At 68.1% G+C, this 26,106-nt stretch carries 19 protein-coding genes; all 19 read left to right on the top strand.

Going from position 1 to position 26,106, the window contains the following annotated elements; all coding sequences use genetic code 11:
* Positions 1-17 precede the first annotated feature (17 nt).
* The 19 genes from rplK to NR798_RS29410 all read left to right on the top strand — a co-directional run bounded on the left by rplK (position 18) and on the right by NR798_RS29410 (position 26,081).
* Positions 18-461 (top strand): 50S ribosomal protein L11, encoded by a 444-nt coding sequence (gene rplK / locus NR798_RS29500; RefSeq protein WP_375765844.1) that lies wholly within the window; start codon positions 18-20, stop codon positions 459-461.
* Between the two features lie 38 nt (positions 462-499).
* Entirely contained in the window at positions 500-1,213 is a 714-nt protein-coding gene (gene rplA / locus NR798_RS29495) for a 50S ribosomal protein L1 (RefSeq protein ID WP_375765843.1), read from the top strand.
* Positions 1,214-1,628: 415 nt separating this feature from the next.
* Positions 1,629-2,147 (top strand): 50S ribosomal protein L10, encoded by a 519-nt coding sequence (rplJ, locus tag NR798_RS29490; RefSeq protein WP_329732131.1) that lies wholly within the window; start codon positions 1,629-1,631, stop codon positions 2,145-2,147.
* Positions 2,148-2,233: 86 nt separating this feature from the next.
* Entirely contained in the window at positions 2,234-2,608 is a 375-nt protein-coding gene (gene rplL, locus NR798_RS29485; protein WP_375765842.1) for a 50S ribosomal protein L7/L12, read from the top strand.
* A gap of 185 nt (positions 2,609-2,793) precedes the next feature.
* Entirely contained in the window at positions 2,794-7,032 is a 4,239-nt protein-coding gene (rpoB, locus tag NR798_RS29480; protein ID WP_375765841.1) for a DNA-directed RNA polymerase subunit beta, read from the top strand.
* A gap of 104 nt (positions 7,033-7,136) precedes the next feature.
* A complete protein-coding gene (gene rpoC / locus NR798_RS29475; protein WP_375765840.1) occupies positions 7,137-11,357 on the top strand; it encodes a DNA-directed RNA polymerase subunit beta' in 4,221 nt (1,406 codons plus the stop codon).
* Between the two features lie 296 nt (positions 11,358-11,653).
* Positions 11,654-11,998 (top strand): hypothetical protein, encoded by a 345-nt coding sequence (locus tag NR798_RS29470; RefSeq protein WP_375765839.1) that lies wholly within the window; start codon positions 11,654-11,656, stop codon positions 11,996-11,998.
* 53 nt (positions 11,999-12,051) lie between these two features.
* A complete protein-coding gene (locus tag NR798_RS29465) occupies positions 12,052-12,741 on the top strand; it encodes a lytic transglycosylase domain-containing protein (protein ID WP_375765838.1) in 690 nt (229 codons plus the stop codon).
* Positions 12,742-12,848: 107 nt separating this feature from the next.
* Positions 12,849-13,556 carry a hypothetical protein gene (locus tag NR798_RS29460; protein WP_375765837.1) on the top strand — a complete coding sequence of 236 codons (708 nt, stop codon included), beginning with the start codon at positions 12,849-12,851 and terminating at the stop codon, positions 13,554-13,556.
* Positions 13,557-13,575: 19 nt separating this feature from the next.
* The gene (locus NR798_RS29455) at positions 13,576-14,043 is read left to right on the top strand and encodes a hypothetical protein (protein ID WP_047858592.1); all 468 of its coding nucleotides are present in this window, start codon (positions 13,576-13,578) and stop codon (positions 14,041-14,043) included.
* A gap of 35 nt (positions 14,044-14,078) precedes the next feature.
* Entirely contained in the window at positions 14,079-14,828 is a 750-nt protein-coding gene (gene tgl / locus NR798_RS29450; protein ID WP_375765836.1) for a social motility TPR repeat lipoprotein Tgl, read from the top strand.
* Positions 14,829-14,853: 25 nt separating this feature from the next.
* Entirely contained in the window at positions 14,854-15,243 is a 390-nt protein-coding gene (locus NR798_RS29445) for a helix-turn-helix domain-containing protein (protein WP_375765835.1), read from the top strand.
* Between the two features lie 9 nt (positions 15,244-15,252).
* A complete protein-coding gene (recO, locus tag NR798_RS29440) occupies positions 15,253-15,987 on the top strand; it encodes a DNA repair protein RecO (protein ID WP_375765834.1) in 735 nt (244 codons plus the stop codon).
* Positions 15,988-16,011: 24 nt separating this feature from the next.
* The gene (locus NR798_RS29435; protein WP_375765833.1) at positions 16,012-16,995 is read left to right on the top strand and encodes a carbohydrate kinase family protein; all 984 of its coding nucleotides are present in this window, start codon (positions 16,012-16,014) and stop codon (positions 16,993-16,995) included.
* 47 nt (positions 16,996-17,042) lie between these two features.
* Positions 17,043-19,205 (top strand): protein kinase, encoded by a 2,163-nt coding sequence (locus NR798_RS29430; protein WP_375765832.1) that lies wholly within the window; start codon positions 17,043-17,045, stop codon positions 19,203-19,205.
* A gap of 54 nt (positions 19,206-19,259) precedes the next feature.
* Positions 19,260-20,240, top strand: a complete 981-nt coding sequence (gene glyQ / locus NR798_RS29425; RefSeq protein WP_375765831.1) for a glycine--tRNA ligase subunit alpha — start codon at positions 19,260-19,262, stop codon at positions 20,238-20,240.
* Entirely contained in the window at positions 20,230-22,329 is a 2,100-nt protein-coding gene (glyS, locus tag NR798_RS29420; RefSeq protein WP_375765830.1) for a glycine--tRNA ligase subunit beta, read from the top strand. Before glyQ ends, glyS begins: the two co-directional genes overlap by 11 nt.
* 114 nt (positions 22,330-22,443) lie before the next feature.
* The gene (locus tag NR798_RS29415) at positions 22,444-23,919 is read left to right on the top strand and encodes a YncE family protein (protein ID WP_375765829.1); all 1,476 of its coding nucleotides are present in this window, start codon (positions 22,444-22,446) and stop codon (positions 23,917-23,919) included.
* Positions 23,916-26,081, top strand: coding sequence for a hypothetical protein (locus NR798_RS29410; protein WP_375765828.1), 2,166 nt, complete (start codon positions 23,916-23,918; stop codon positions 26,079-26,081). The genes NR798_RS29415 and NR798_RS29410 overlap by 4 nt, the downstream gene beginning before the upstream one ends.
* Positions 26,082-26,106: the final 25 nt, after the last annotated feature.

The following is a 26,106-nucleotide window of genomic DNA, read 5'->3' as shown; positions in this document are numbered from 1 at the left end:
AAGGCAGTTTTCAGCAAATGAAGAAGGTCACAGGGCAGGTCAAGCTGCAGATTCCCGCCGGTAAGGCGAACCCCGCTCCGCCGATCGGCCCCGCGCTCGGTCAGCAGGGCGTGAACATCATGGAGTTCTGCAAGCAGTTCAACGCCAAGACCCAGGCGGAGGCCAAGGAAGGCCTGATCATCCCGGTCATCATCACCGTGTATGCGGACCGTTCCTTCACCTTCATCCTGAAGACGCCGCCGGCGGCCGTCCTCATCAAGAAGGCGGCGGGCCTGCACACCGAGAAGAAGAAGGGCTCGGGCGCCAAGAAGCCGGGCAAGGAGAAGGTGGGGCAGATCACCCAGAAGCAGCTCGAGGAGATCGCCAAGAAGAAGATCGAGGACACGACCGCCGGTTCTCTGGACGCCGCCAAGCGCACCATCGCTGGCACCGCGCGCTCCATGGGCATCGAAGTCGTCTGATCCTCTCCCTCCACCCCTTCTGAAACAGGATATTTCCCATGCCTCAGACCGGTAAGAAGTTCCGTGCGGCCATCGCGAAGGTGGACCGCAACAAGCGCTACACCATCGCCGATGGCTTTGCTCTCCTGAAGGAGACCACGGCCCTCCGCGGGACCAAGTTCGATCAGACTGTCGAGGTGGCGCTCAACCTCGGCGTGGACCCGAAGCACGCGGACCAGATGGTCCGTGGCGCCGTGGTCCTCCCGCACGGCACGGGCGCCACGGTTCGCGTGGCCGTGTTCGCCAAGGGCGAGCGCGCCACCGAGGCCGAGGGTGCTGGCGCCGACGTGGTCGGCGGCGACGAGCTGGCCAAGCGCATCGAGGGCGGCTTCCTCGATTTCGACACCGTCATCGCCACCCCGGACATGATGGGTGTGGTCGGCCGCCTCGGTAAGGTGCTCGGTCCCCGTGGCCTCATGCCCAACCCGAAGGTGGGCACGGTGACCATGGACGTGGCCAAGGCCGTCCGCGACGCCAAGGGCGGTAAGGTGGAGTTCCGCGCCGAGAAGGCCGGCATCGTCCACGTCAAGGTCGGCAAGGCCTCCTTCACCCCGGAGAAGCTCACCGAGAACTTCAACACCCTGGTGGACCTGGTGATGAAGCTCAAGCCGGCCACCGCCAAGGGCGTCTACCTCAAGGGCGTGGCCATCTCCGCCACCATGAGCCCGGGCATCAAGATCGACACCAACGAGATCCTCGCCCGCCACCGGTAGTCAGGGGTAGGGCAGGGGACTCGTCGGTTCAGACGGTGGGGGGCCTCTTCATCCGGGAGGCCCCCTTCGTCGTCTGATTGACGCCGGCAGTCATAATTTGCTGGACGTTTCGCGAAGCCGCGGGTATAGCGCCCCGGCTTTTGCAATTGAAGCGCCACGTCGATGAGACGGCGCGCTTCAAACATCCCTGGTCCCAGACAGCAGGGACCCGGGGTGGGACTCGTGCCCTCCGTTGGCAACCGGACAACCGGTCGGAGCCACGAAGACCACCCAGGGTTCAAACGACTCCTAGAGTCGCCCTGCCGAGACTGGAGGTGCGGTGTGGTGCCTTACGGGGCTCCTCTCGCTCTGCCACTTGCGTGGCCCAGGTAATCCAGCCCGCCTTCGGGTGGGTGTCGTAAGGAGGTGAAACCAAGTGATCAAGAGCGAGAAGGAAGAACTGATCAAGGAGCTCAACGAGAAGTTCTCGAGGGCTCAGACTGCGATCGTCGCGGAGTTCTCCAAGCTGAACGTGGAGACCGTGACCAAGCTGCGCAAGAAGTTCCGCGACGGCAAGGTGGACTACAAGGTCCTGAAGAACACGCTGGCCAAGCGCGCCGCGAAGGGTACGCCTGTGGAGGTCATTGCACAGGACTTCGTGGGGCCCGTGGCCATCGCCATCAGCTACGACGACGTCGTGGCCCCGGCGAAGATCCTCGTGGACTTCATCAAGGATCTCGAGACCATCAAGGTCCGCAGCGCGTCCGTGCAGGGCCGCCGTGTCGACGTCGAGGGCGTGAAGGCCCTGGCGAAGATGCCCGGTCTGCCCGAGCTCCGCGCCCAGCTGCTCGGCATGCTCAACCAGCCTGCCGGCAAGCTCGTTCGCACCATCGCGGCCCCCGGCTCCCAGCTGGCCCGCGTGCTCCAGGCGAACGTGGACAAGCAGCCCAAGTAATAGCCCCCAGAAGCAGACCCACCGCAAACCTCTGGCCTTTTCCTCCCCATGGGGAGCCAGGCCGCTAGAAAAAGAAGGACATTGAAATGGCCGCTGACCTGAATTCGATCGTTGACCAGCTCTCCACCCTGACGGTGATGGAGGCCGCCGAGCTCGTGAAGCAGCTCGAGAGCAAGTGGGGCGTGTCCGCCGCCGCCGTTGCCGTGGCCGCTGGCCCCGCCGCCGCCGCCGCTGCCCCGGCCGAGGAGAAGACGGAGTTCACCGTCGTCCTCGCCGACGCCGGCGCGAACAAGATCAACGTCATCAAGGAGATCCGCGCCATCACCGGCCTGGGCCTGAAGGAGGCCAAGGACCTGGTCGAGGGCGCCCCGAAGAACGTCAAGGAGGGCGTCAACAAGGACGACGCCAAGAAGATCAAGGACCAGCTCACCGCGGCTGGCGCCAAGGTCGACATCAAGTAGTTGTTGTTTCTCAGGTGTGCGACGGGTTTCGGAAAATTCCCGCCGCCTCCTGACCGGATGAGCAGGCCGGCGTGCCCGGAAAGGGTGCGCCGGCTTTGCCCTTTCCGTATCTCTAAATTTTCCGCTGCCGCTGCGCGTTACCCAATCTCGCCCCGCCAGCAGAGATTGCTCGCCCCGGAGTTCGAATGCCGACGCAGATCCAGAACAACTTCCGAGTGCGGAAGACCTTCGCGAAGATCGCGAAGACCATCGACATTCCCAACCTCATCAACATCCAGAAGCAGTCCTACGAGAAGTTCCTCCAGGCTGACATCCCGCCGGAGAAGCGTGAGGACATCGGGCTTCAGGGAGTTTTCAAGTCGGTCTTCCCGATCCGGGACTTCAACGAGACGTCCTCGCTCGAGTTCGTCAGCTATCACCTCGAAAAGCCCAAGTACGACGTGGATGAGTGCCACCAGCGTGGCATGACCTACTCGGCGCCCATCAAGGTCGTCGTGCGCCTGGTCGTATGGGACAAGGACGAGGAGACTGGCGCCCAGTCCATCCGCGATGTGAAGGAGCAGGAGGTCTACTTCGGCGAAATCCCGCTGATGACCCAGAACGGTACCTTCATCATCAACGGGACCGAGCGCGTGGTGGTCAGCCAGCTGCACCGCAGCCCGGGTGCTTTCTTCGACCACGACAAGGGCAAGAGCCACTCGTCTGGCAAGCTGCTCTACAACGCCCGCATCATCCCGTACCGCGGCTCGTGGATCGACTTCGAGTTCGACCACAAGGACATCCTGTACGTCCGCATCGACCGGCGCCGCAAGCTGCCGGCCACGGTGCTCATCCGCGCCCTGGGCGCGGTGGCGGACACCGCCAAGAAGAACCCGCTGGAGTTCCGTGGCTCCACCGAGGAGATCCTCAACTACTACTACGCCACGGAGACCATCTACCTGCAGAGCAACACCGACTTCGAGAAGTCGGTGGAGCTGGAGCTCCTGCCCGGTCAGCGCGCCACGCGCGACATCAAGACGAAGACGGGCGACGTCATCGTCAAGAAGAACCGCAAGTTCACCCGCGCCGCCATCAAGAAGCTCGAAGCGGCCAAGATGAAGACGCTCCCGATCGACGCGGACGAGCTCTTCACCAAGGTGTCCGCCTACGACGTGGTGGACGAGAACACCGGCGAGGTCATCCTCGAGTGCAACGAGGAAGTCTCGCAGGACAAGATCGACGAGCTCCTCAAGCGCGACATCAAGGAGTTCAAGGTCCTCTTCATCGACAACCTCAACGTGGGTCCCTACCTGCGTGAGACGTTGATGCTGGACAAGATCGAGTCGCCCGAGCAGGCGATCATGGAGATCTACCGCCGCCTGCGCCCGGGTGATCCCCCGACGCCGGAGACGGCCACCAACCTGTTCAGCAACCTCTTCTTCAACCCCGAGCGCTACGACCTGTCCAAGGTCGGCCGCCTCAAGCTGAACTTCAAGTTCGGCCTCGAGGAGCCGCTCGACGGGCAGATCCTCACCAAGCGCGACATCCTCGAGGTCATCCGCTACCTGGTGGACCTCAAGAACGGCAAGGGTGTGATCGACGACATCGATCACCTCGGCAACCGCCGTGTGCGCGCGGTGGGCGAGCTGCTGGAGAACCAGTACCGCATCGGTCTGGTGCGCATGGAGCGGGCGATCAAGGAGCGCATGAGCCTCCAGGAGATCGAGACGCTCATGCCGCACGATCTGATCAACGCCAAGCCCGTGACGGCGGTCATCAAGGAGTTCTTCGGGTCCAGCCAGCTGTCGCAGTTCATGGACCAGACGAACCCCCTGTCCGAGGTCACGCACAAGCGGCGTCTGTCCGCCCTCGGGCCCGGTGGCCTCACCCGCGAGCGCGCGGGCTTCGAGGTGCGCGACGTGCACCCGACGCACTACGGCCGCATCTGCCCCATCGAGACGCCGGAAGGTCCGAACATCGGCCTCATCGCGTCGCTGTCCACCTTCGCCCGCGTCAACGAGTTCGGCTTCGTCGAGACGCCGTACAAGAAGGTGGAGGCCGGCTCGGTCACCGGTGACGTGGCCTTCTACTCCGCGCTCGAGGAGGAGAAGCACACGATCGCCCAGGCCAACGCCGAGACCGACAAGAAGGGCAAGTTCGTCAACGCCCTCGTGTCCTCTCGCCGCGGCGGTGAGTTCGTCCAGGCCAAGGCCGAGGAAGTGGACCTGATGGACGTGTCCCCGAACCAGCTGGTGTCGGTGGCCGCCTCCCTCATCCCGTTCCTCGAGAACGACGACGCCAACCGCGCCCTCATGGGCTCGAACATGCAGCGCCAGGCCGTTCCGCTGCTGCGCACCGCCGCTCCGCTCGTGGGCACCGGCATCGAGGCCATCGTGGCCCGCGACTCCGGCGTCACCTGCGTGGCCCGGCGCGATGGCATCGTGGAGAGCGTGGACGCCAGCCGCATCGTCGTGAAGGCGGACTCCGCCACGGGCGCGTTCGACATCTCCAGCGAGGTCGACATCTACAACCTCCTGAAGTACCAGCGCTCCAACCAGAACACGTGCCTCAACCAGAAGCCCATCGTCCGCAAGGGCGACCGGGTGCGGAAGGGTGACGTGATCGCCGACGGTCCCGCGACCGAGACCGGCGAGCTGGCGCTGGGCCAGAACGTGGTCGTCGCGTTCATGCCGTGGCAGGGCTACAACTTCGAGGACTCCATCCTCATCTCCGAGCGCATCCTCAAGGAGGACGTCTTCACGTCCATCCACATCGAGGAGTTCGAGTGCATCGCGCGCGATACCAAGCTCGGCAAGGAGGAGATCACCCGCGACATCCCGAACGTGGGTGAGGAGGCCCTCAAGGACCTCGACGAGAGCGGTATCATCCGCATCGGCGCCGAGGTGAAGCCCGGCGACGTGCTCGTGGGCAAGATCACCCCGAAGGGCGAGACCCAGCTCTCCCCCGAGGAGAAGCTGCTGCGCGCCATCTTCGGTGAGAAGGCCGGCGACGTGCGCGACAGCTCGCTGCGCGTGCCCCCCGGCGTGGTGGGTACCGTCATCAACGCCAAGGTGTTCAGCCGCAAGGGCGTCGAGAAGGACGAGCGCGCCAAGCAGATCGAGTCCATGGAGGAAGCCAAGCTCCTCAAGGACCAGAACGACGAGATCAAGGTCCTGCGCGACAGCGCCTACAGCCGTCTGCGCGCCATGCTCCGTGGCAAGGAGATCCAGGGCAAGCTCGTGGACGACAAGGGCAAGATCCTCCTGAAGAAGGGGGACATCGTCTCCGACGAGCTGCTGGCCACCGTCCCGTACAAGTACTGGACGGAGATCTCCGTCGGCGATCCGCTCGACGGCAAGCTGCGCGACATCCTCCGCAACCTGGAGGAGACCACCGAGGCCGTGAAGCTGGCCTTCGGCGAGAAGATCGCCCGCATCAAGAAGGGCGATGAGCTCCCGCCGGGCGTCATCAAGATGGTCAAGGTGTACGTCGCCATCAAGCGCAAGCTGGCCGTGGGCGACAAGATGGCCGGCCGCCACGGTAACAAGGGCGTCGTCTCCCGCATCCTCCCCGAGGAGGACCTGCCGTACCTCGAGGACGGGCGTCCGGTGGACATCGTGCTCAACCCGCTGGGCGTGCCCTCGCGCATGAACATCGGGCAGATCCTCGAGACGCACCTGGGCTGGGCCGCCAAGGGCGTGGGCGAGCAGCTGCAGCGCTACATCGAGGAGAACTACAGCGGCGAGAACCTCAAGAAGCAGGTGAAGACCGTCTACGACGACAAGGCCTTCGGCGAGTTCGTGGACACCCTGTCCGATGACGAGGTTCGCAGCCTGTGCAGCCGCCTCAAGCGGGGCATCCATGTCGCCACGCCGGTGTTCGACGGCGCGCGCGAGACGGAGATCCACTCCCTCTTCGACGAGGCCCGGCTGCCGCGCACCGGTCAGATGGTGCTCTTCGACGGCCGCACCGGCGAGCCGTTCGACCAGAACGTCACCGTCGGCGTCATGTACATCCTCAAGCTGCACCACCTGGTGGACGAGAAGATCCACGCCCGCTCCATCGGGCCCTACTCGCTCGTCACGCAGCAGCCCCTGGGCGGCAAGGCCCAGTTCGGCGGCCAGCGTCTGGGAGAGATGGAAGTGTGGGCGATGGAGGCCTACGGCGCGGCGTACACGCTGCAGGAGTTCCTCACCGTCAAGTCCGACGACGTGGTGGGCCGCACGCGCATGTACGAGGCGATCGTCAAGGGCGACAACGTCCTCGAGTCCGGTCTGCCCGAGTCGTTCAACGTGCTCCTCAAGGAGCTCCAGTCGCTCGCGCTCGACGTCGAGCTCCTGGAGAGCGCTCCCCCCGAGCGCCAGCGCTCCTTCTCCGGAGACTTCGGTGGTGGTGGTGGTGGTGGCGATGGCGAGGACCGGGTGAAGACCGGTACCGAGGCCTAGTCCAGCGTGCTTGACCCCCGGCGCCCGCTCCCTCAGCGGGCGGGCGCTGGCGGCCAGGCGAAACGAATTCGCGCTCACGCGCTCAGAAGAAATTCGGAGGCACCGTGAAGGACATTTTCAACTTCTTCGAGAAGCCGAAGGATCCGCTCTCGTTCAACGCCATCCGCATCGCGCTGGCGTCGCCGGACAAGATCCGGCAGTGGTCGCACGGCGAGGTCAAGAAGCCGGAGACGATCAACTACCGCACCTTCAAGCCGGAGCGGGATGGCCTGTTCTGCGCCCGCATCTTCGGCCCCGTGAAGGACTACGAGTGCAACTGCGGCAAGTACAAGCGCATGAAGCACCGCGGCGTCGTGTGCGAGAAGTGCGGCGTGGAGGTCATCCAGTCCAAGGTGCGCCGTGAGCGCCTGGGCCACATCACGCTCGCCACGCCCGTGGCGCACATCTGGTTCCTCAAGTCGCTGCCCTCGCGCATCGGCAACCTGCTCGACATCACGCTCAAGGAGCTCGAGAAGGTCCTCTACTGCGAGAGCTACATCATCATCGACCCCAAGGCGACGCCGCTGCAGCGCGGTGAGCTCGTCAGCGAGGAGAAGCTCCACCGGCTCTACGAGGAGCACGGTGAGGAGTCCTTCTCCGCCGGCATGGGCGGCGAGGCCGTCCGCGAGCTGCTCAAGTCGATCGACGTGAACCGGCTGTCCGAGGATCTCCGCCGCGACATGCGCGAGACCAACTCGGAGGCCAAGAAGAAGAAGTACGCCAAGCGCCTCAAGGTCGCCGAGGCCTTCCGGATGTCCGGCAACAAGCCGGAGTGGATGATGCTCGACGTCATCCCCGTCATCCCGCCCGACCTGCGTCCGCTCGTCCCCCTGGACGGTGGCCGCTTCGCCACGTCGGACCTCAACGACCTGTACCGTCGCGTCATCAACCGCAACAACCGCCTCAAGCGGCTGCAGGAGCTCAACGCCCCTGACATCATCATCCGCAACGAGAAGCGGATGCTCCAGGAGGCCGTGGACGCGCTGTTCGACAACGGCCGCCGCGGCAAGACGATCACCGGCCCCAACAAGCGGCCGCTGAAGTCCCTCTCCGACATGCTCAAGGGCAAGCAGGGCCGGTTCCGTCAGAACCTGCTCGGCAAGCGCGTGGACTACTCCGGCCGTTCCGTGATCGTGGTCGGTCCCGAGCTGCGCCTGCACCAGTGCGGCCTGCCGAAGATCATGGCGCTCGAGCTCTTCAAGCCGTTCATCTACAACAAGCTCGAAGAGAAGGGCTACGTCACCACCATCAAGAGCGCCAAGAAGATGGTGGAGAAGGAGCGTCCCGAGGTCTGGGACATCCTCGAGGACGTCATCCGCGAGCACCCGGTCCTCCTCAACCGCGCCCCGACCCTGCACCGCCTCGGCATGCAGGCCTTCGAGCCCGTGCTCATCGAGGGCAAGGCCATCCAGCTGCACCCGCTCGTGTGCGCCGCCTTCAACGCGGACTTCGACGGTGACCAGATGGCCGTCCACGTGCCGCTCTCCATCGAGGCTCAGATGGAGGCGCGCGTGCTGATGATGTCCACCAACAACATCCTCAGCCCCGCCAACGGCAAGCCCATCATCGTCCCCACGCAGGACATGGTGCTCGGCATCTACTACATGACCCGCGCCCGCGAGTTCGCTCACGGCGAGGGCCGTGTGTTCGCCTCGCCCGACGAGGTCCGCGCCGCGTACGACCATGGCGAGGTGCACCTCCAGGCCAAGGTCGTCTGCCGCATCCTGGGCAAGCGCAAGGAGACCACCGTCGGCCGCGTCCTCCTCTGGGACATCGTGCCGCGCAAGGTGGGCTTCGACGCCATCAACAAGGTGCTCGACAAGAAGTCGCTCGGTGGCCTGATCGACCTCTGCTACCGCCTCACCGGTGAGAAGGAGACGGTGCTGCTGGCCGACCGCATCCGGTCGCTCGGCTACACCAACGCCACCCGCGCCGGCATCTCCATCGCGCTCAAGGACATGATCATTCCTGCCAAGAAGCAGGAGTTCCTGGACTTCGCGCGCAAGGAAGTGGCGGAGATCGAGAACCAGTACCTCGAGGGTCTCATCACCGACGGCGAGCGCTACAACAAGGTCATCGATATCTGGGCGGAGATCACCGAGAAGGTGGCCGCCGAGATGATGCAGCAGATCTCCCAGGACGAGGCCGTGGGCGAGAAGGACGGCAAGCGCGAGGTGCGCAAGCAGCCGTCGTTCAACCCCATCTACATCATGGCCGACTCCGGTGCCCGCGGCTCCGCCCAGCAGATCCGCCAGCTGGCCGGTATGCGCGGCCTCATGGCCAAGCCCTCCGGTGAAATCATCGAGACGCCCATCACGGCCAACTTCCGTGAAGGTCTCTCCGTGCTCCAGTACTTCATCTCCACCCACGGCGCCCGTAAGGGTCTGGCGGACACGGCCCTTAAGACGGCCAACTCCGGCTACCTCACCCGCCGTCTCGTCGACGTGGCGCAGGACGCCATCATCAACGAGTACGACTGCGGCACCATGGACGGCCTGTTCATCGGCGCCCTCGTCGAGGGCGGCGAGATCATCGAGCCGCTCGGCGAGCGCATCCTGGGCCGAGTGGCCCTCGATGACATCCTCGACCCGGTCACCAATGACGTGCTCGTGCGCGCCAACGAGGAGATCGACGAGGAGCGCGTCAAGCGCATCGAGAACAGTGGCCTCGACAAGGTGAAGATCCGCTCGGTGCTCACCTGCCAGGCCAAGCGCGGCATCTGCGTGGAGTGCTACGGCCGTGATCTGGCCCGTGGCCGCAAGGTGTCCGTGGGCGAGGCCGTCGGCGTCATCGCGGCGCAGTCCATCGGCGAGCCGGGTACCCAGCTCACGATGCGCACCTTCCACATCGGTGGTGCGGCGACGCGGCGCGCCGAGCAGTCCAGCCTCGAGAACCGCAACGCGGGTACGGTGAAGTTCTCCGGCCTCGCCACGGTTCAGAAGAAGGACGGCAGCCTCGTGGCCATGAACCGCAACGGCGAACTCGTCATCGTCGACGAGACCGGCCGCGAGCGCGAGCGCTACCAGGTCATCTACGGCGCCCGCATCCTCGTGAAGGAGGGCCAGAAGCTCGAGGCCGGCACCCTGCTGGCCGAGTGGGATCCGTTCGCGATTCCCCTGCTCACCGAGGTGGGCGGCGTCGTGCGCTTCGAGGACATCATCGAAGGCGTCACGATGAACGAGTCGCTGGACGAGGTCACCGGCCTCAGCCGCAAGACGATCGTCGAGTCCAAGGACCCCGATGCTCGTCCGCGCATCACCCTGCGCGACGAGGAGGGCAACACCAAGAACCTCATCTCCTCCAAGGCTCCGGCGAGCTACTTCCTCCCGCAGGGCTCCATCATCACCGTCAACGACGGCGATGAGATCCACGCGGGTGAGGTCATCGCCAAGGTGCCTCGCGAGACCACGAAGACCAAGGACATCACGGGCGGTCTGCCCCGCGTGGCCGAGCTCTTCGAGGCGCGCAAGCCCAAGGACGCCGCGGCCATCGCGGAGATCGACGGCGTGGTGTCCTTCGGCAAGGACACCAAGGGCAAGCGCAAGCTCATCCTCACCCCCGAGGTGGCTGGCGAGCTGCGCACCGACCTGGCCAAGGAGTACCTGATCTCCAAGGGCAAGAACATCAACGTGCACGCCGGCGACCGCGTCAAGGCCGGCGAGGCGCTGATGGAGGGCTCGGCCAACCCGCACGACATCCTCAAGGTGCTCGGCGAGAAGGCGCTCGCGGGCTACCTGGTGGATGAGGTGCAGGAGGTCTACCGGCTCCAGGGCGTGAAGATCAACGACAAGCACATCGAGGTGATCGTCCGGCAGATGCTCCGCCGCGTGCGCGTCACCGACGTGGGCGACACCAGCTTCCTCGTCGACGAGCAGGTCGAGAAGTACGTGTTCGAGGAGGAGAACGAGAAGGTCATGGCCAAGGACCAGCGCCCCGCCGTCGGCGAGCCGCTGCTGCTCGGCATCACCAAGGCCTCGCTCTCCACCGAGTCGTTCATCTCGGCGTCCTCCTTCCAGGAGACCACCAAGGTGCTCACCGAGGCCGCCATCAACGGCAAGGTGGACTACCTGCGCGGCCTCAAGGAGAACGTCATCATGGGCCGGCTCATCCCCGCCGGTACCGGTCTGCCCAACTACAAGTACCTCGACATCGAGGTGGAGAGTCAGGCCGACGAGATCGCCGACATGGAGGCCGCCCTGGCCGCCGGTCTCGGCGACGACCTCTCCCCGAGCCTGCCCCCCACCGGCGGTCGGCCCGAGGGCTCCCAGACCAGCGGTGCCGCCTAGTCCGCACCGCGGGTCCTGAAGTCTCCCACCGCCACTCCGGTTCGTCCGGGGTGGCGGTTTTCTTTTACGGCTCTTTACGGTTTCACGGCTTGACGGGTGACGCACCGGTGCACTAAGCCGAGGGGAACCATGGAGGTCGACCCGGGGTGACCGGGCGAGCATCCGGCAGTGGACGGCGGGAGCAGGCGGGCGAGCGTGGGTGGCGTTTCCTTCAACCGGGGGGTGTGCTTACCTCGGTTGTCCTTACCCCGCTTTCCGGGTCTTCGGGCCCGGGGAGCCGTGCTGGAGAGCGTTGCATGGACAAGCTGGAGACCCCGCAGAAGCATCCGCTGGCGGAGACGTTCGAGCGGGTGTGGGGCCAGGCCTTGCTGGCCGTGTCCACCGCTGAAGACGAGGCCGCCCGCTGTGTGCAGCGCGTGGCCGAGCTGGCCGGGTGGAGCCAGGAGGAGATGATCCGCCAGGGCCGTCTGCTGACGGAGCGCCTGACGGGTCATCGCAAGGACCTCGAGCACAACGTGGAGGAGGGGGTGAAGCGCGCCCTGCTCACCGTGAAGATTCCCCGCAGGGAGGAAATCCAGGACCTCGAGGCACGGCTGATCCGATTGGCCGAGCGCATCGACGCTCTGGGGCAGCGCAAGTGACGGCGATCCCCTCCGCTCCAAGAGGGCGGCGTGGGGAGGGGCTGTTCCGCTGGTTGCACGCGCTCGGCTCCGGGTGTGGAAAGCTGCCCCTGGTGGCCGCGGCGGCCCTGGTGCTGTCCGCCCGGGCGGTGCCCCTGTTCGCCCCGGCCGAGGTGCCCCTCGTGGCCGAGCCCTCGCGCTTCGAGGTGACTCCCCCCGACGCGGCCCTCATCGACGCGGTGCTGGCCAAGCGGGCCCCGGACCTGGGTCTTACCCTGCGCCGGCAGATCGTCCACGCCATCGCCGAGGAGGCCGGCCGGTCCGCGTATGACCCGCTGCTGATCCTCGCCATCATCGACGTGGAGTCGGACTTCACCGAGGAGGCCGTCTCCGAGAAGGGCGCGCGGGGGTTGATGCAGATCAAACCCAGCACGCTGCACTTCCTCGCGGAGAAGCAGGGGCTGCGGCTGTCTCGCGAGGAGGTGGCCTCGGATCCGGCCCTGGGTGTGCGCCTGGGCATCCGCTACCTGCGCGAGCTCAACGACCGCTTCGGGGACCTGGACCTGGCCCTCATGGCCTACAACGCCGGCCCCACCCGCATCTGGCAGGCCAAGAAGGCGGGGGAGTTGGACGTCTTCCGCCGCTACCCCCGGCTCGTGCGCCGTGATTTCAAGCGGTTCCGGGAAGGGGAGGGGCTCGGTGGAGACTGGGCGCTCGCCCAGCGAGAGTCCCTGGAGAAGAGCCCCGAAGAGAAGGCTCCCTGAGCAGGCAGGCCGCTGAATTTCCCGGCGGCTGCCCCGGTCTCGGATGACGCGCGCTTGTCCGCCCCGGGCGGGTGCGCTATCGCTCTGACCCCGGAGGAGTCCTCATCATGCCGCGCCGCTCCATCCCCGCCCTCGTCCTCTCGGCCCTGCTGCTGCCCGTCTCGGCCCTCGCCGGCTCGGTGTTCCTCAACGGCGTCAAGATCGATGGCGTGACGAACCAGAAGTTCGAGAAGGTCGCCTCCGTCCGCATCGACGACAAGGGCAACGTCCACATCGACGCCCCCGCCTACGCCGTCAAGCTGGTGAACGCCCCCGCGACGGCCCCGGCGCCCGTCCCGGCCGTGGCGACCCAGGCTCCCGCCCCGATGGCTGCTCCGGCTCCCGCGGCCCCGGCGCCCGTCCCGGCCGTGGCGGCCCCGGCTCCCGCCCCGGCCCCGGTGGACACCGCCCCGGCGCGCATCACCCGGCGTTACTGGCTCGTCACGGAGCAGTCCTCGGTGGGTATGGCGGAGTACGACATCGACCTGTACGTCAACTCCCGCTGGGTGCGGAAGCTGCGCAACGGCGAGGGCCAAGTCATCGCGGAGATCACCCGCGAGCTGCAGCCGGGGAAGAACACCGTGCTGATGATGGCCCACAAAGTGGCGGGCGGCTCGCGGCGGAGCGAATCTCCCCAGCACGTGTTCAAGGTCATCATCGGCGAGGGCAACGAGGGCGGCGGCAATGTGATGATCGACAACCCGCTCATCCGCTTCCAGCGCACCGCGGCGGAGACGGATGACCAGTCCGAGGAGTTCACCCTCACCACGCGGTAGCGCGGGGGTAGCGCCGAACGTGTTCTCCATCGACGAGCGGTTCCGAGGCCTGCCCGCCAGCCGCGAGCAGGTCCTGGCGCTGTACCAGTCCATCAACTCGCCGCACCTGGCCATCCCCGGCAAGCCGGCGGGGCCGGCGCAGGCCTTCGTGCTGGGCCTGCGCGGCTCGGGCGGCTTCGCCGTCTTCATCTACCTGTACCTGTCCGAGGCCCAGGACTGCGCCGTGTACGTGCCCGGCCGCCGCGCCGCGAGCCAGGACGACTACCAGCAGGACGAGGCCGAGGCGCTCGCCTTCGTGGAGTCCATGGGCTTCATGATGGACGACGCGCACTTCCGGGCCCTGCCTCCCCCGGGCCAGGACGAGCTGCTCAAGACGCTGCCCGTCTTCTACAAGGACCCGAAGCTGGTGCCCGGCGCCGCCAAGAGCCGCGCCGACGAGAAGCGCACCGCCTCGACGAACCTCGGCCGCCTGCTGGCCTCCTTCTGAACCCCTTACCCGCCGTGACGAGAAGACCCATCCCCATGCACCGCCGCCTCCACTCCGCCTGGCTCCTCGCGCTCGCCCTCGTGGGCTGCAAGCACGTCCCCACCGAGCAGGAGCGCCGCGGCGCAGAGCTCCGCTACGAGATCGGCCTCCAGGCCCAGGCCGCCGGCAACGTGCAGGAGGCCTACAAGGAGATGGAGAAGTCGCTGGCGCTGGATCCGGAGTACCCGGAGGCCCACAACGCCATGGCCATCCTCCTGCACATCGCCTTCAACCGGCCCGAGGAGGCCATCCGGCACTACAAGCTGGCGCTGGAGTACCGCCCGGGTTTCTCAGAGGCCAAGACGAACCTGGCCAACGTGTACCTGTCCCAGGCGCGCTACGACGAGGCCATCAAGCTGTACGAGGCGTCCCTCAACGACATGCTCTACCCCACGCCCTTCATCGCCCAGGGCAACCTGGGCTGGGCCCTCTACAAGAAGGGCGAGACGGAGCGCGCGCTGCAGAACATCAAGGCCTCGGTGACGACCAACCCCGGCTTCTGCATGGGCTACAAGAACCTGGGTGTCATTTATGACGAGACGGGCAACGTTTCCGACGCATGCCGCTACTTCGGCCGTTATCGTGAGGCCTGCCCGGACGTAGCCGATGCCTACCTGCGCGAGGGCGCCTGCCAGGTGAGGCAGGGGAAGCTGGAGGAGGCGCGGCAGAGCTTCACCGCCTGCGAGGCCAAGGCCAAGAGCCAGGTCCTCAAGGACGACTGCCACCGGCTCCTCGAGGCCCTGTAACCAGAGAGAGTCGAGTCCCACCGCCGTGGACCACGTCGAATTCGGCAAATACCTGTCCCAGCAGCGCGAGCTGCGCGGCCTGTCCCGCGACGAGGTGTCGCAGGTGACGAAGATCTCCCCGAGCCTCATCGCCGCCCTCGAGGAGGGCCAGATGGAGCGGCTGCCCTCGCGCGTCTTCGTCGTCAACTACATCCGCGCCTACGCGACCGTCATCGGCCTCGCGCCGGAGGAAGCCATCCTCCGCTACGAGGAGGTGGACAAGGCCACGCCGGAGCCGAGCCCCGTGGTGCTCGAGCGCGAGCGGCGGCGGCGGGCCTGGTGGGCGCTCGGGGTGTTGCTGCTGGTGGCCCTGGGCGTGGGGGGGTACGTCGCCCTGGTGATGACCGGGAAGGCACCCAACCCCCTCGTGCGTTGAAGGGGACTTATGGAGCGTTTCGTCGATGAGGCGCTGGTCCTCTCCACGGTGGACTACGGAGAGTCCGACCGGCTGGTCACCCTCCTCACCCGCGAGCACGGCAAGCTGACGGCCTTCGCCGCGGGGGCCCGCAAGAGCAAGCGGCGCTTCGCCGGCGCGCTGGAGCCCTACATGCGGCTGAGCGTGCAACTGGTGGAGACGCGCGGCTCCACCGTGCGCCTGGACTCGGCCGACATCCTCGCCGGCTACTACGGGGCCCGCGAGGACCTGGCCCTCATCGCCCGCGCCCTCTACGCCGTGGAGCTGTGCCGCGAGCTGACGCGCGACCACGAGCCGCACCTGGAGCTCTTCGAGCAGCTGGAGGAGTACCTCCGCAAGCTGGACGCGAAGGAGGCCGGGCCCACCTCGCTGCTGGCCTTCGAGCTGTCGGCCCTGGCCCAGGCCGGGTTGATGCCGCGCTTCGACTCGTGCGCGCTGTGTGGCGGCCCGCCGGGCGAGCGGCCGCGCTTCGATCAGGCCCATGGCGGCGCGGTGTGCGAGCCCTGCGGCTTCCGGGCACGTGACGCGGTGGCCGTCCCCGCCGAGCTGCTGTCCGGGCTCCGGGCCCTGCAGGAGGGCCAGCGCACTCCGCTGCCGCCGGAGCTCCGCGCCCGGGCGCGTGGGGTGCTCAACGTCTTCATCTCCCATCACCTGGGCCGCCGCCTCAAGAGCGTGGACTTCATGGCCCAGGTGGGGCTGGACTGACGGGCCGCTCCCAGGAGGCGCCTGATGGACGTGGTGTGTGTCGGGGAGAGTCTGGTGGACTTCCTCCCCGCGGAGTCCGCCCAGCGGGTGCGCGATGTGACGGCGTGGAAGCCGAGCATCGGCGGCTCCCTGGCCAATGTCTCCGTGGGCGTGGCGCGGCTGGGCGGCCGCTCGGCCTACGTGGGCGTGGTGGGTGAGGACGAGTTCGGCCACTTCCTGCGCGAGCGCCTCGCCGCCGAGGGCGTGGACGTCAGCCACGTGCGCCAGACCGCCGAGGCGAAGACGGGGCTCGTCTTCATCTCCATCGATGCGCGCGGCGAGCGCAGCTTCACCTATTTCCGCACGAGCTCGGCCGAGTTCCTCCTGAGCGAGCGCGACGTGGACCCGGCCTTCCTCGAGCGCGCCCGCGTGGTGCACTTCGGGACGAACTCGCTGAAGCTGCCCGGGGCTCGGGCCGCCATGCTGCGCACCGTGGAGATCGCCTGCGCGGCGGGGCGCATCGTGAGCTGTGACCCGAACCTCCGGCTCCACGCCTGGGAGGACCTGGAGGTGCTGCGCGAGCAACTGCGGCTCCTGCTGCCTCGGTGCTCGGTGGTGAAGCTCTCGGAAGAGGAGGTGGCCTTCGCCACGGGCCGGACGGAGCCCGAGGACGCACTGCGCCATCTCTCGGGGCTGGGCGTGACGCTGCCCGTGGTGACGCAGGGCGAGGCCGGCGCCGTCTTCCTCTGGCGGGGCGAGGTGGTGCGGATTCCAGCTCCGCGGGTCCGCGTGGTGGACACCACCGGGGCAGGGGATGGCTTCACCGCCGCCTTCCTCCACGGGCTCTCGCGGCGCTACGCGGATGCCTCGGCGCTGGCCAGGGCTTCGCGCGAGGACCTGGAAGCCCTGGCCACCTTCGGCTGCGCCGTGGGCTCCCGGGTGGTGGAGCACCTCGGGGCCGTGACGGGCCTGCCCGGCCGGGACGCGGTGGCCAGCGTGTTGCCTCCCTGGCTACGAGACCCGGCCTGAGCCACGTTGTCGACCCGGTCCGGCCCGCTCGCTAGAATGCGTCGCCAATGGCCAATCCAGGGGACCCAGGAAACGCGGGTCTCGACTTCGATCGCGGACGTCGCATCGGCAAGTACGAGATCGTCACCCGTCTGTCCGTCGGTGGGATGGCCGAGCTGTTCCTCGCCTTCACCGCCGGGCCCGGTGGCTTCCGCAAGTTCGTCGCGCTGAAGCAGATCCTCCCCGACATCCAGAAGAACGAGCACTTCGTCCGCATGTTCCTGGACGAGGCGCGCATCACCGCCGCCCTCGCGCACGCCAACATCGGCCAGGTCTTCGATCTCGGCGAGGAGGACGAAGAGCTCTACCTGGCCATGGAGTTCATCGCCGGGCAGAACCTCGAGCAGATCCTCCAGGCCTCCCTCAAGCAGCAGCGCCCGCTGCCCCTGGGCTTCGCGGCCCGGGCCGTGCGCGATGCGTGTCTCGGGCTCCACTACGCGCACCACTTCACCGACTCCTCGGGCAAGCCCCGGCCGGTCGTGCACCGGGACGTGTCGCCCAAGAACGTGATGGTCACCTTCGACGGCCACGTGAAGGTGATCGACTTCGGCATCGCCAAGGCGAAGGGCCGGCTCGGCCGCACCCAGGTGGGCATGGTGAAGGGCACCACCGGCTACATGTCCCCCGAGCAGGTGCAGGGCTCCGAGCAGCTCGACGGCCGCAGCGATCTCTTCTGCGCCGGCATCATCCTGCACGAGCTGCTGTGCGGACGCCGGCTGTTCTCCGGCGCTCACGAGGGCGAGGTGATGCTGAAGATCGCCGATGCGGCGGTGCCCTCGCCCTCGAGCCTCAACCCGCGCGTGCCCGAGGCGCTCTCCCAGGTGGTGATGCGCGCGCTGGCCCGCGAGCCGGAGCGGCGCTTCGCCTCGGGCCGGGAGATGGCCCGCGCCATCGAGGCCGCATGCGGGCCCGAGCTCTTCCACGAGGAGCAACTGGCCGCCGTCATGCGCCAGCTCTTCGAGGACAAGCTGCAGAAGACGCGTGCGCTGCTGGAGAGCGCCAACGGCCCCGAGCGGGACACGAGCGCCGGGAGGCCCGCGGTGCCGGTGCCGCTCGGTGCTCCCGACAAGGAGGACCCCACGGAGCGGATGCGTCGGCCCGCCGCTCCGGCCCCGGCGAGTTCACCGCGTGCCGTGAAGCCGCCCTCGGCACAGGTGGTCCCCGTGGCGGCCCCCCCTGCGAAGACGCCTGCTCCCGCTCCGCGCCGGCCCGCTCCCGCGCGGACACCGGTCCGGGGAGGGTACTCCCGCCCCATGGCCGTCGCGCCGGAGGACACCGAGGAGGAGGAGGATCCGCTCGAGAAGACGCAGCCGGTCCGCCGCGCCCCTGGGGGCTTCCGGCCCACCAGCATCCCGGACGAGGACGAGACCGCGGGGACCGAGGAGCGCGAGGTGACGGTGCCCTCGGGGCCGCCGCGTGCCCAGCTTTCCCCGGCCGCCCAGGCGGAGCTGGAGAAGCAGCGAAAGCCCTGGGGGACGTGGCTCTTCCTCCTGCTCCTGCTCGGGGCCGTGGGCGCCGCCTTCTACCACCCACCGACGCGGGCCCGGCTGACGCCCCTGGTCGCCACCGCGCTCGAGCATCTGAAGGGGGAGGAGGGGCCTCGCGGGCCGCCTCCGGCGGAGCCGTTGTCCCTGCCCCAGACGCCCCCGTCCGCGGAGCAACTGGCAGGGGAGGGGACCCAGACTCCGGAGCCCACGCCGCAGCCCGTGGCGGAGGAGCCGGAGGTGGTGGCCCAGGCAGCCCCAGCGCCCACGCCAGAGCCCGCCAAGGCCGAGCCCAAGCGGACCCGGAAGCCAGCCACCGCCGCCCCGGTGAAGACGGCCGCCGCCGAGCCGGAGCCGAAGCCCGCCGCCCCGGTGAAGACGGCCGCCACCGAGCCTCCCGCCGACGGCGAGCCCGAGATCATCGACACGCGCACCGCCCGGGGCGCGGCGAAGGCGGAGCTCGGCTGGCTCACGCTGCGCACCATCCCTCGCGCCGCTGTGTTCGATGGTGACAATCAGCTCGGCACCACGCCGCTGCGCAAGGTGCCGCTGCCCGTGGACACCTACCGGCTGCTGGTGGTGGACCCCGATGGGGTCAACAAGATGCTCTCCGTCCCCATCAAGCCAGGTCAGGTGACGGACATGACGGTGCGCATCTCCGATCTCCCGGCGTGGGAAGCGCACTGAGCGTCACGGCTGTCCTTGACGCTCCTGGACCCCGTCACTAGGGTCCGCGGCGCCATGTACTTCCAGGATCTCATCCTCACGCTCCAGAATCATTGGGCGAAGCAAGGGTGCATCATCACCCAGCCCTATGATCTCGAAGTGGGTGCGGGCACCATGCACCCGGCCACCTTCCTCCGCGCCCTGGGCCCCGAGCCCTGGAACGTGGCCTACGTGCAGCCCTCGCGGCGTCCCGCCGACGGCCGGTTCGGCGAGAACCCCAACCGCCTGTTCCAGCACCACCAGTTCCAGGTCATCCTCAAGCCCGCGCCCAAGAACGTCCAGCAGCTCTACCTGGACTCCATCCGCGCGTTCGGCATCGATCCGCTCGAGCACGACATCCGCTTCGTCGAGGACGACTGGGAGTCGCCGACCCTGGGCGCCTGGGGGCTGGGCTGGGAGGTCTGGTGTGACGGCATGGAGGTCACCCAGTTCACCTACTTCCAGCAGTGCGGTGGTTTCGAGTGCCGGCCCGTCGCGGCGGAGCTGACGTACGGCCTCGAGCGCATCGCCATGTACCTGCAGAACGTGGAGAACATCTACGACATCGAGTGGGTCAAGGGCGTCAAGTACCGCGAGATCTTCCACGCCAACGAAGTGGAGATGAGCCGGTACGCCTTCCAGGAGTCGGACTCGCAGATGCTGTTCAGCCTGTTCGACGCCTACGAGAAGGAGTGCAAGCGCCTCATCGAGCGCGAGGTGCCGCTGCCCGCGTATGACTACGCACTCAAGTGCTCGCACGCCTTCAACCTGCTGGACGCGCGTGGGGCCATCTCGGTGACGGAGCGCGCCAACTTCATCAAGCGCGTGCGCGACAACGCGCGCCTGTGCGCCGAGGGCTACTTGAAGATGCGCGAGAAGCTCGGCTTCCCGCTGCTCAAGACGCCCTGGACGGTGGGGGAGCAGCCGCCGGTGCTCGAGGGCAAGGCCGCCAGCGAGTACTGGAAGACGGTGACCTTCAACAAGCCCGCCGAGGCGGAGGTGGCCCGTGGCAAGTGATCTGCTGCTGGAGATCGGCGCCGAGGAGATCCCCGCGTCGTTCATCGTCCCAGCGCTCGAGGACCTCAAGCGCATCATCACCGAGCGCGCGGCCGAGGCCCGGCTGAAGCATGGCGAGGTGCGCACCTACGGCACGCCGCGGCGGCTGGCGGTGTGGGTGAAGGACGTGACGGAGCGGGGCGAGGACATCACCCGCGAGGTGCTCGGCCCGAGCGTGAAGGCGGCCTTCGACAAGGACGGCAAGCCCACCAAGGCGGCCGAGAAGTTCGCCGAGAGCCAGAAGCTCTCCGTGGACGCGCTGCTGCGCGTGCAGACGCCCAAGGGCGAGTACCTGGGCGCCAAGGTGGAGGAGAAGGGCCGCCCGGCGGCGGACATCCTCAAGGATGTGCTCCACACGGCGGTGCACGGCATCAACTTCCGCAAGACGATGCGCTGGGGCGACGTGGACCAGGCCTTCGCGCGGCCCGTGCAGTGGGTGATTGCCCTGCTGGGGGGCGAGGTGCTGCCCGTGGTGCTCGGTGACGTGAAGAGCGGCCGCACCACGTACGGCCACCGCTTCCTGTCGCCCGCGCCCATCGAGATCTCCAAGCCCTCGGACTACGAGGCGGCCCTGGAGAAGGCCAACGTGGTGCCGGACATCTCCAAGCGGCGCGCTCAGTTGGTGGAGAAGGTGCGCGCGGCGGCCCAGCAGGCCGGCGGCAAGCTGATGGAGGACGAGTCCCTGGTGGATCAGGTGACCAACCTCGTGGAGCTGCCCAACCCGGTGGTGGGCTCCTTCGAGGAGCGGCACCTGGAGCTGCCCCCCGAGGTGCTGGTGCAGGAGATGAAGAGCCACCAGCGCTACTTCTCCGTGCTGGACGGCAACGGCAAGCTGCTGCCGCGCTTCATCGCCGTGTCCAACACGCCGGTGCGCGACGTGAACCTCTCGCTGCGCGGCTACCAGCGCGTGCTGCGCTCGCGGCTGGCGGACGGGCGCTTCTTCTTCGACGAGGATCGCAAGACGCCGCTCGAGACGCGCACGGAGAAGCTCGGGCGCGTGGTGTGGCAGGGCCAGCTCGGCAGCTACGCCGAGAAGGTGGAGCGCTTCCGCTCGCTGGCAGTGAAGCTCGCCGGGTGGACGGGCCATGGGGGCCTGACGTCCACCATCGAGCGCGCCGCCACCCTGGCCAAGGCGGACCTCGTCACTGGCATGGTAGGCGAGTTCCCCGAGCTCCAGGGCGTCATGGGCCGCGAGTACGCGCGCGCCGGTGGCGAGCCGGAGGCCGTGGCCCTGGCCATCTTCGAGCACTACCTGCCTCGCACCGCCGAGGACTCGCTGCCCACGCAGGACCCCGGGGCCCTCATCGGCCTGGCGGACCGGCTGGACACGCTGTGCGGCATCTTCGCCATCGGCAAGGGCCCCAGCGGCGCGGCGGACCCCTTCGCCCTGCGGCGCGCCTGCCTGTCCGTCATCCGCATCGTCCTGGGCCGGGGCTACCGCTTCTCGCTGTCCCAGGCGGTGGACGCGGCGCTGGAGCAGCTCGGGCCGAAGATCGCCAACGTCAAGCGCAAGGCCGGGGAGCCCGCGCCTCGCGAGCAGGTGCTCGAGTTCTTCCGCGGCCGCCTCAAGGCGCTGTGGACGGAGCAGTACCGCACCGACGTGGTGGAGGCCGTGCTGTCCGCCGGCTACGACGACCTGGTGGCCGCCCACAAGCGGCTGCAGGCGCTCGCCAGCATCGTGGGCCAGGCGGACTTCGCGCCCCTGGCGGCCGCCTTCAAGCGCGTGGTCAACATCGTCGAGAAGCAGGGCAAGGACGTCTCGCGCGGGGGGGTGGACTCCAACCGCCTCGCCGACGACGCCGAGCGTCAGCTCCACTCGGCCTACGTCCAGGCGCGCTCCCGCGTCACCGACCAGGTCAAGGCCGATGATTTCTCCGGCGCCCTCAAGGAGATCACCAGCCTCAAGCCCACCGTGGACACCTTCTTCGACAAGGTCATGGTGATGGCCGAGGACAAGGACCTGCGCGAGAACCGCATCCGGCTCCTCGTGGAGATCGGCACCCTCTTCAATCAGGTGGCCGACTTCTCGAAGATCCAATCCGAGGCGTGATCCCGCCTGGAGGGTAGCCAACCTCCGCCGGGGGGCGTATGGCAGGTAGGGAATAGCCGGGGACCTTTGTAGTTGCCCGGAGTTGGGGTGGTTTCTACACTCCGCCCCCCTTCCATGCGCCCCCTTCTCCTCAGCAGTCTCGCGCTCCTCTCCGCCGCGTGCACCCAAACCGATGAACGGCTGCCGCCCTCGGATCGCTTCATCTATCCGAGCGGCATCGTGCACCGTGCGGTCCCCGGCTCCACCAACGGCGTCCTCTACGTCACGAGCGCCAACTTCGACCGGTGCTTCGATCTGGGCACCCTGATGGCGGTCGACCTGGACCGGGTGGCGGGCTCCAGCAACGAGGCCCTGCAGCCCCTCGGCGCCTACACGAACCCCACCGCCGCACCCGTGGAGCTTGGCCAGCTCAACGTCGCCACGGAGTCGCGCCGCTACATCCAGAGCTTCGCGGGGGAGATGGCCCTCTGGGAGCGCACGGACGCTGCTCCCAGGCTCTTCATCCCCGCCCGCGCGGACGGCAACTTCGTCCACTACGTGGACATCGATGCGCCGACGCGCCTGTCCTGCGTGGGCAACGCCGGGAGCGAGAGCTGCGTCGACGGCGCGCTGTCGGTCACCACGGGGTTCTCGGGGCAGCAGGGCGGGCAGCCGCGCGCGGACGCACCCTTCGGCGCCTTCTTCGATCCCATCGGCATCCCGCCGCCGACCGACCCCGACCAACCGGACAAGTCCGGGCCCCGGCTGTGGGTGACGCACCTGAACCCGGCGGACTCGCCCGAGCGTTCGGGGACGAACTTCGAGTCGTACGTGGTGGACCTGCCCGTGGCGGCCCCTGGCATCTCGACCGGGGACTTCCACCCCGTGACCCTTCCCGACTTCCCCATCGGCGGCACCAACTCGGTGGTCGCCGATGAGCGCTACGTCTTCGTGACGGGCCGGCTCAACACCGGCATCTCGGACACGTCGCTGGCCCGGCGGACCCTGGTTCGCGTGCTGGACAAGTACAACCTGGGGGGCAACCAGCTCATCGAGCCCGGGCTGGACCTGGGCTTCGCGGCCTCGGAAGCGCGGGGGCTCGCGCTGACTCCGCGGTCCACCGTGGCGCCCTCGGCGCCCCGGCGCCTGTACGTGGCCGTGCGCTCGCCGGACACGCTGCTGATCGTCAACGCGCAGGGCATCGAGAAGGAGTCGGACCTGCCCGTGCTCAGCGTGGTGGGCGCGGTGCCCCTGCCGGACGGTCCCACCCAGGTGGCGCTGGTGTCTCGCGGGGAGACCCGGAGCGAGCTGGTGGTGGTGTCCTGCAGTGACGCCGGGGTGGTGGCCATCTACGACCCGGACGTGGGCCAGGTGGTCGCGCAGGTGTCGGTGGGCGAGCGCAGCGGTACGCAGTCGCCCCAGCCGTTCGGGCTCGCCGTGCAGCAGCAGGGCACCGGGGCGCGCATCTTCGCCAGCAACTTCGGTGACGGGCGCATCTCGGTGATCGACATCCCGGATCTCGGCAGCCCGCAGCTGGCCCGGTTGGTGGCGCATCTGGGAGTCCGGCAGGACGTGGGCGAGTCGGCTCAGTGCCAGGAGGAGCAGCTGTGAAGCGCTTGATCGTGTCGTTGATGGTGGTGGCCGGGGCGCTGCTGTCCGCCTGCACCGAGGAAGAGGAGTTCCGCCAGACGGCCGGGCTGGCGGGCACGTACGACGTGGCCCTGGTGTCGTATCCGAAGGAGGGTGACGAGGCGGGGCCGGATCTGCTGTTCGTCACCTCGACGGACAACAACGAGCTGCGCGTGCTCTCGCTCGAGGCGAGCGAGGAGGCGCGGGGGTTCATCCGTGCCCCCAACCCGCTGCAGCCGCTCGCCATCCCGGTGCTGCCCCGGCCCCAGGCGCTCACGCGCGACGTGCGCTACGACGCGAGCGGGAACGAGCAGACTGGCCGCCTGGTGTTCGCGCGCAGCAGCGGCTCGACGCAGATCTCCGTGGTGTCCGCCGAGCGCGACGTACTGCGCGAGGTCCGGCGGCTGGAGACCACCCGGTTGACGGGCGGGGCCTCGGTGGGTCCGGTGACGGCCTTCGCGGCCAGGGCTCCCGAGGTGCAGGGCGGCTCGACCACGCTCTTCTTCTCCACCCAGGAGACCACCGGGGCCCGGCTGTGGTCGGCGGTGCTGCCGGCCCGGGATGTGCTCATCGCGGAGCAGGGACAGCCGGAGGAGGCCAGGAGCAAGGTCGAGGCGGCGGAGCTGACGGTGCTGCCGCTGACCAACCTGGCCGTGAACTCGCTCCTCGTGATGCCCGAGCCCGCGGACGTGCCGTCCCACCCCGGCGTGCTCGCCGTGGCCACGCGTGGCGCGACGGGTACCGTGTACAAGGTGGACCTGCGTCCGGTGGGCGGGAGCGCGCAGCCGCTGAACTTCGGCGCCCAGGTGCTCCAGCTCGCCACCCATGGGCGGGTGAGTTACGAAGAGGTGCGGCAGATCTCCGCGGACACGCGCAGGACGGACACCGAGGACGTGGAGGCGGGCAGGTACGTCTACGGCATCCTCGACCCGTCCAACTGCGGCGTTCCGGCGCAGTGCACGGGCGTGCTGGCCGTGGACACGAGGACGGGCCGGGTGGCCAAGGACGCCTCGGGCAGGGACGCGCTGGGCAACATCAATCGCGAGCTCAATGACATGCTGCCCCTGAGCGCGGGCTCCGGCCTGCCCACCGGCCTGTCGGTGGCCTCCCAGCGGAACCTCACGATTCAGTCCGGCGAGCCCGCGGATCGGCTCAACCCGGACGCCACCGTGACCACGACCCGGCGGCGCAGCCTCACCCTGCCGCTGCTGGGCATCGTGCCGCTGTCCAACGGGGCGATCCTCTTCTTCGACGCCGTGAACATGCTCCACCTCAACGTGGACGCCGTCTGGGCTACCGGGCAGACGCCGAACACGGCCACCTCCACCATCACGCTCACCAATGCCCAGGGCGTGGCCCTGTCGGGCAGGGAGTACGTCGCGTTCGAGGGGAAGTTCGGCGTCACCCGTGACCAGACGTACGTGCTCACGTACCAGGGCCTGCTGCCCGGGATGGTCGCCGTGGCGCGCGAAAAGGGGACGAACGCCTTCAAGGTCCCCTACGTGCCTCGGGCCGGAAAGGGGCCGGTGCCGCAGCCGGGGGACAGCATCACCCTGTTGTCGGCGGAGACGGGCGGGCAGGCGTGCGCCACGGACGTGACGGTGCTCGACGTGCAGCCGCCCGTCGCGCCCGCCACCCTGGCCACCCTGGTGCCCTCGGGCGCGCTCCCGGCCGCCTGCGCCGGCTACCCGTACTTCCAGGTCCGGGCCGGTGGCCCCAAGCCGATGGTGCTCTCCAGCGGCAGCGAGGACTACCTCGCGCGCCTGGGCGCCGGCGACGAGTTCTCGAGCACCGCGTCCTACTTCTTCCACCCGCCGGGCTACGCGGGGGAGACCGAGGGCACGTTGGCGCGCATCCGCGTCCTCGGAGGCGTGAACCTGGCTAACGAGCTCATCCGGGGCGACCGCTACGTGGTGACGACGGATGCCCACTTCTACCCCTACCTCATCTCGGTGCAGCTGGCCGGGGACCTCTTCTTCTTCCGGCTGCCGGGGCCCGTGGTGCAGGCCACCGTGGGGGCGGGGGACACGGCGATCGACTACGCCTACATCGCCTATCCCTCGGCCAACGGCATCCTTCAGGTAGACCAGACGAACCTCACCGCGGGCGTGGCCAACAGCTTCGGCCTCCTCCCCTTCCTGTGAGATTTCGCGTCCCTGGGCGGCTCTG

Origin of the sequence: Archangium gephyra, from assembly GCF_042230915.1 — a bacterium.
GTDB lineage: Bacteria > Myxococcota > Myxococcia > Myxococcales > Myxococcaceae > Archangium > Archangium gephyra_B.
This window is presented reverse-complemented; position numbering and strand designations above follow the sequence as displayed.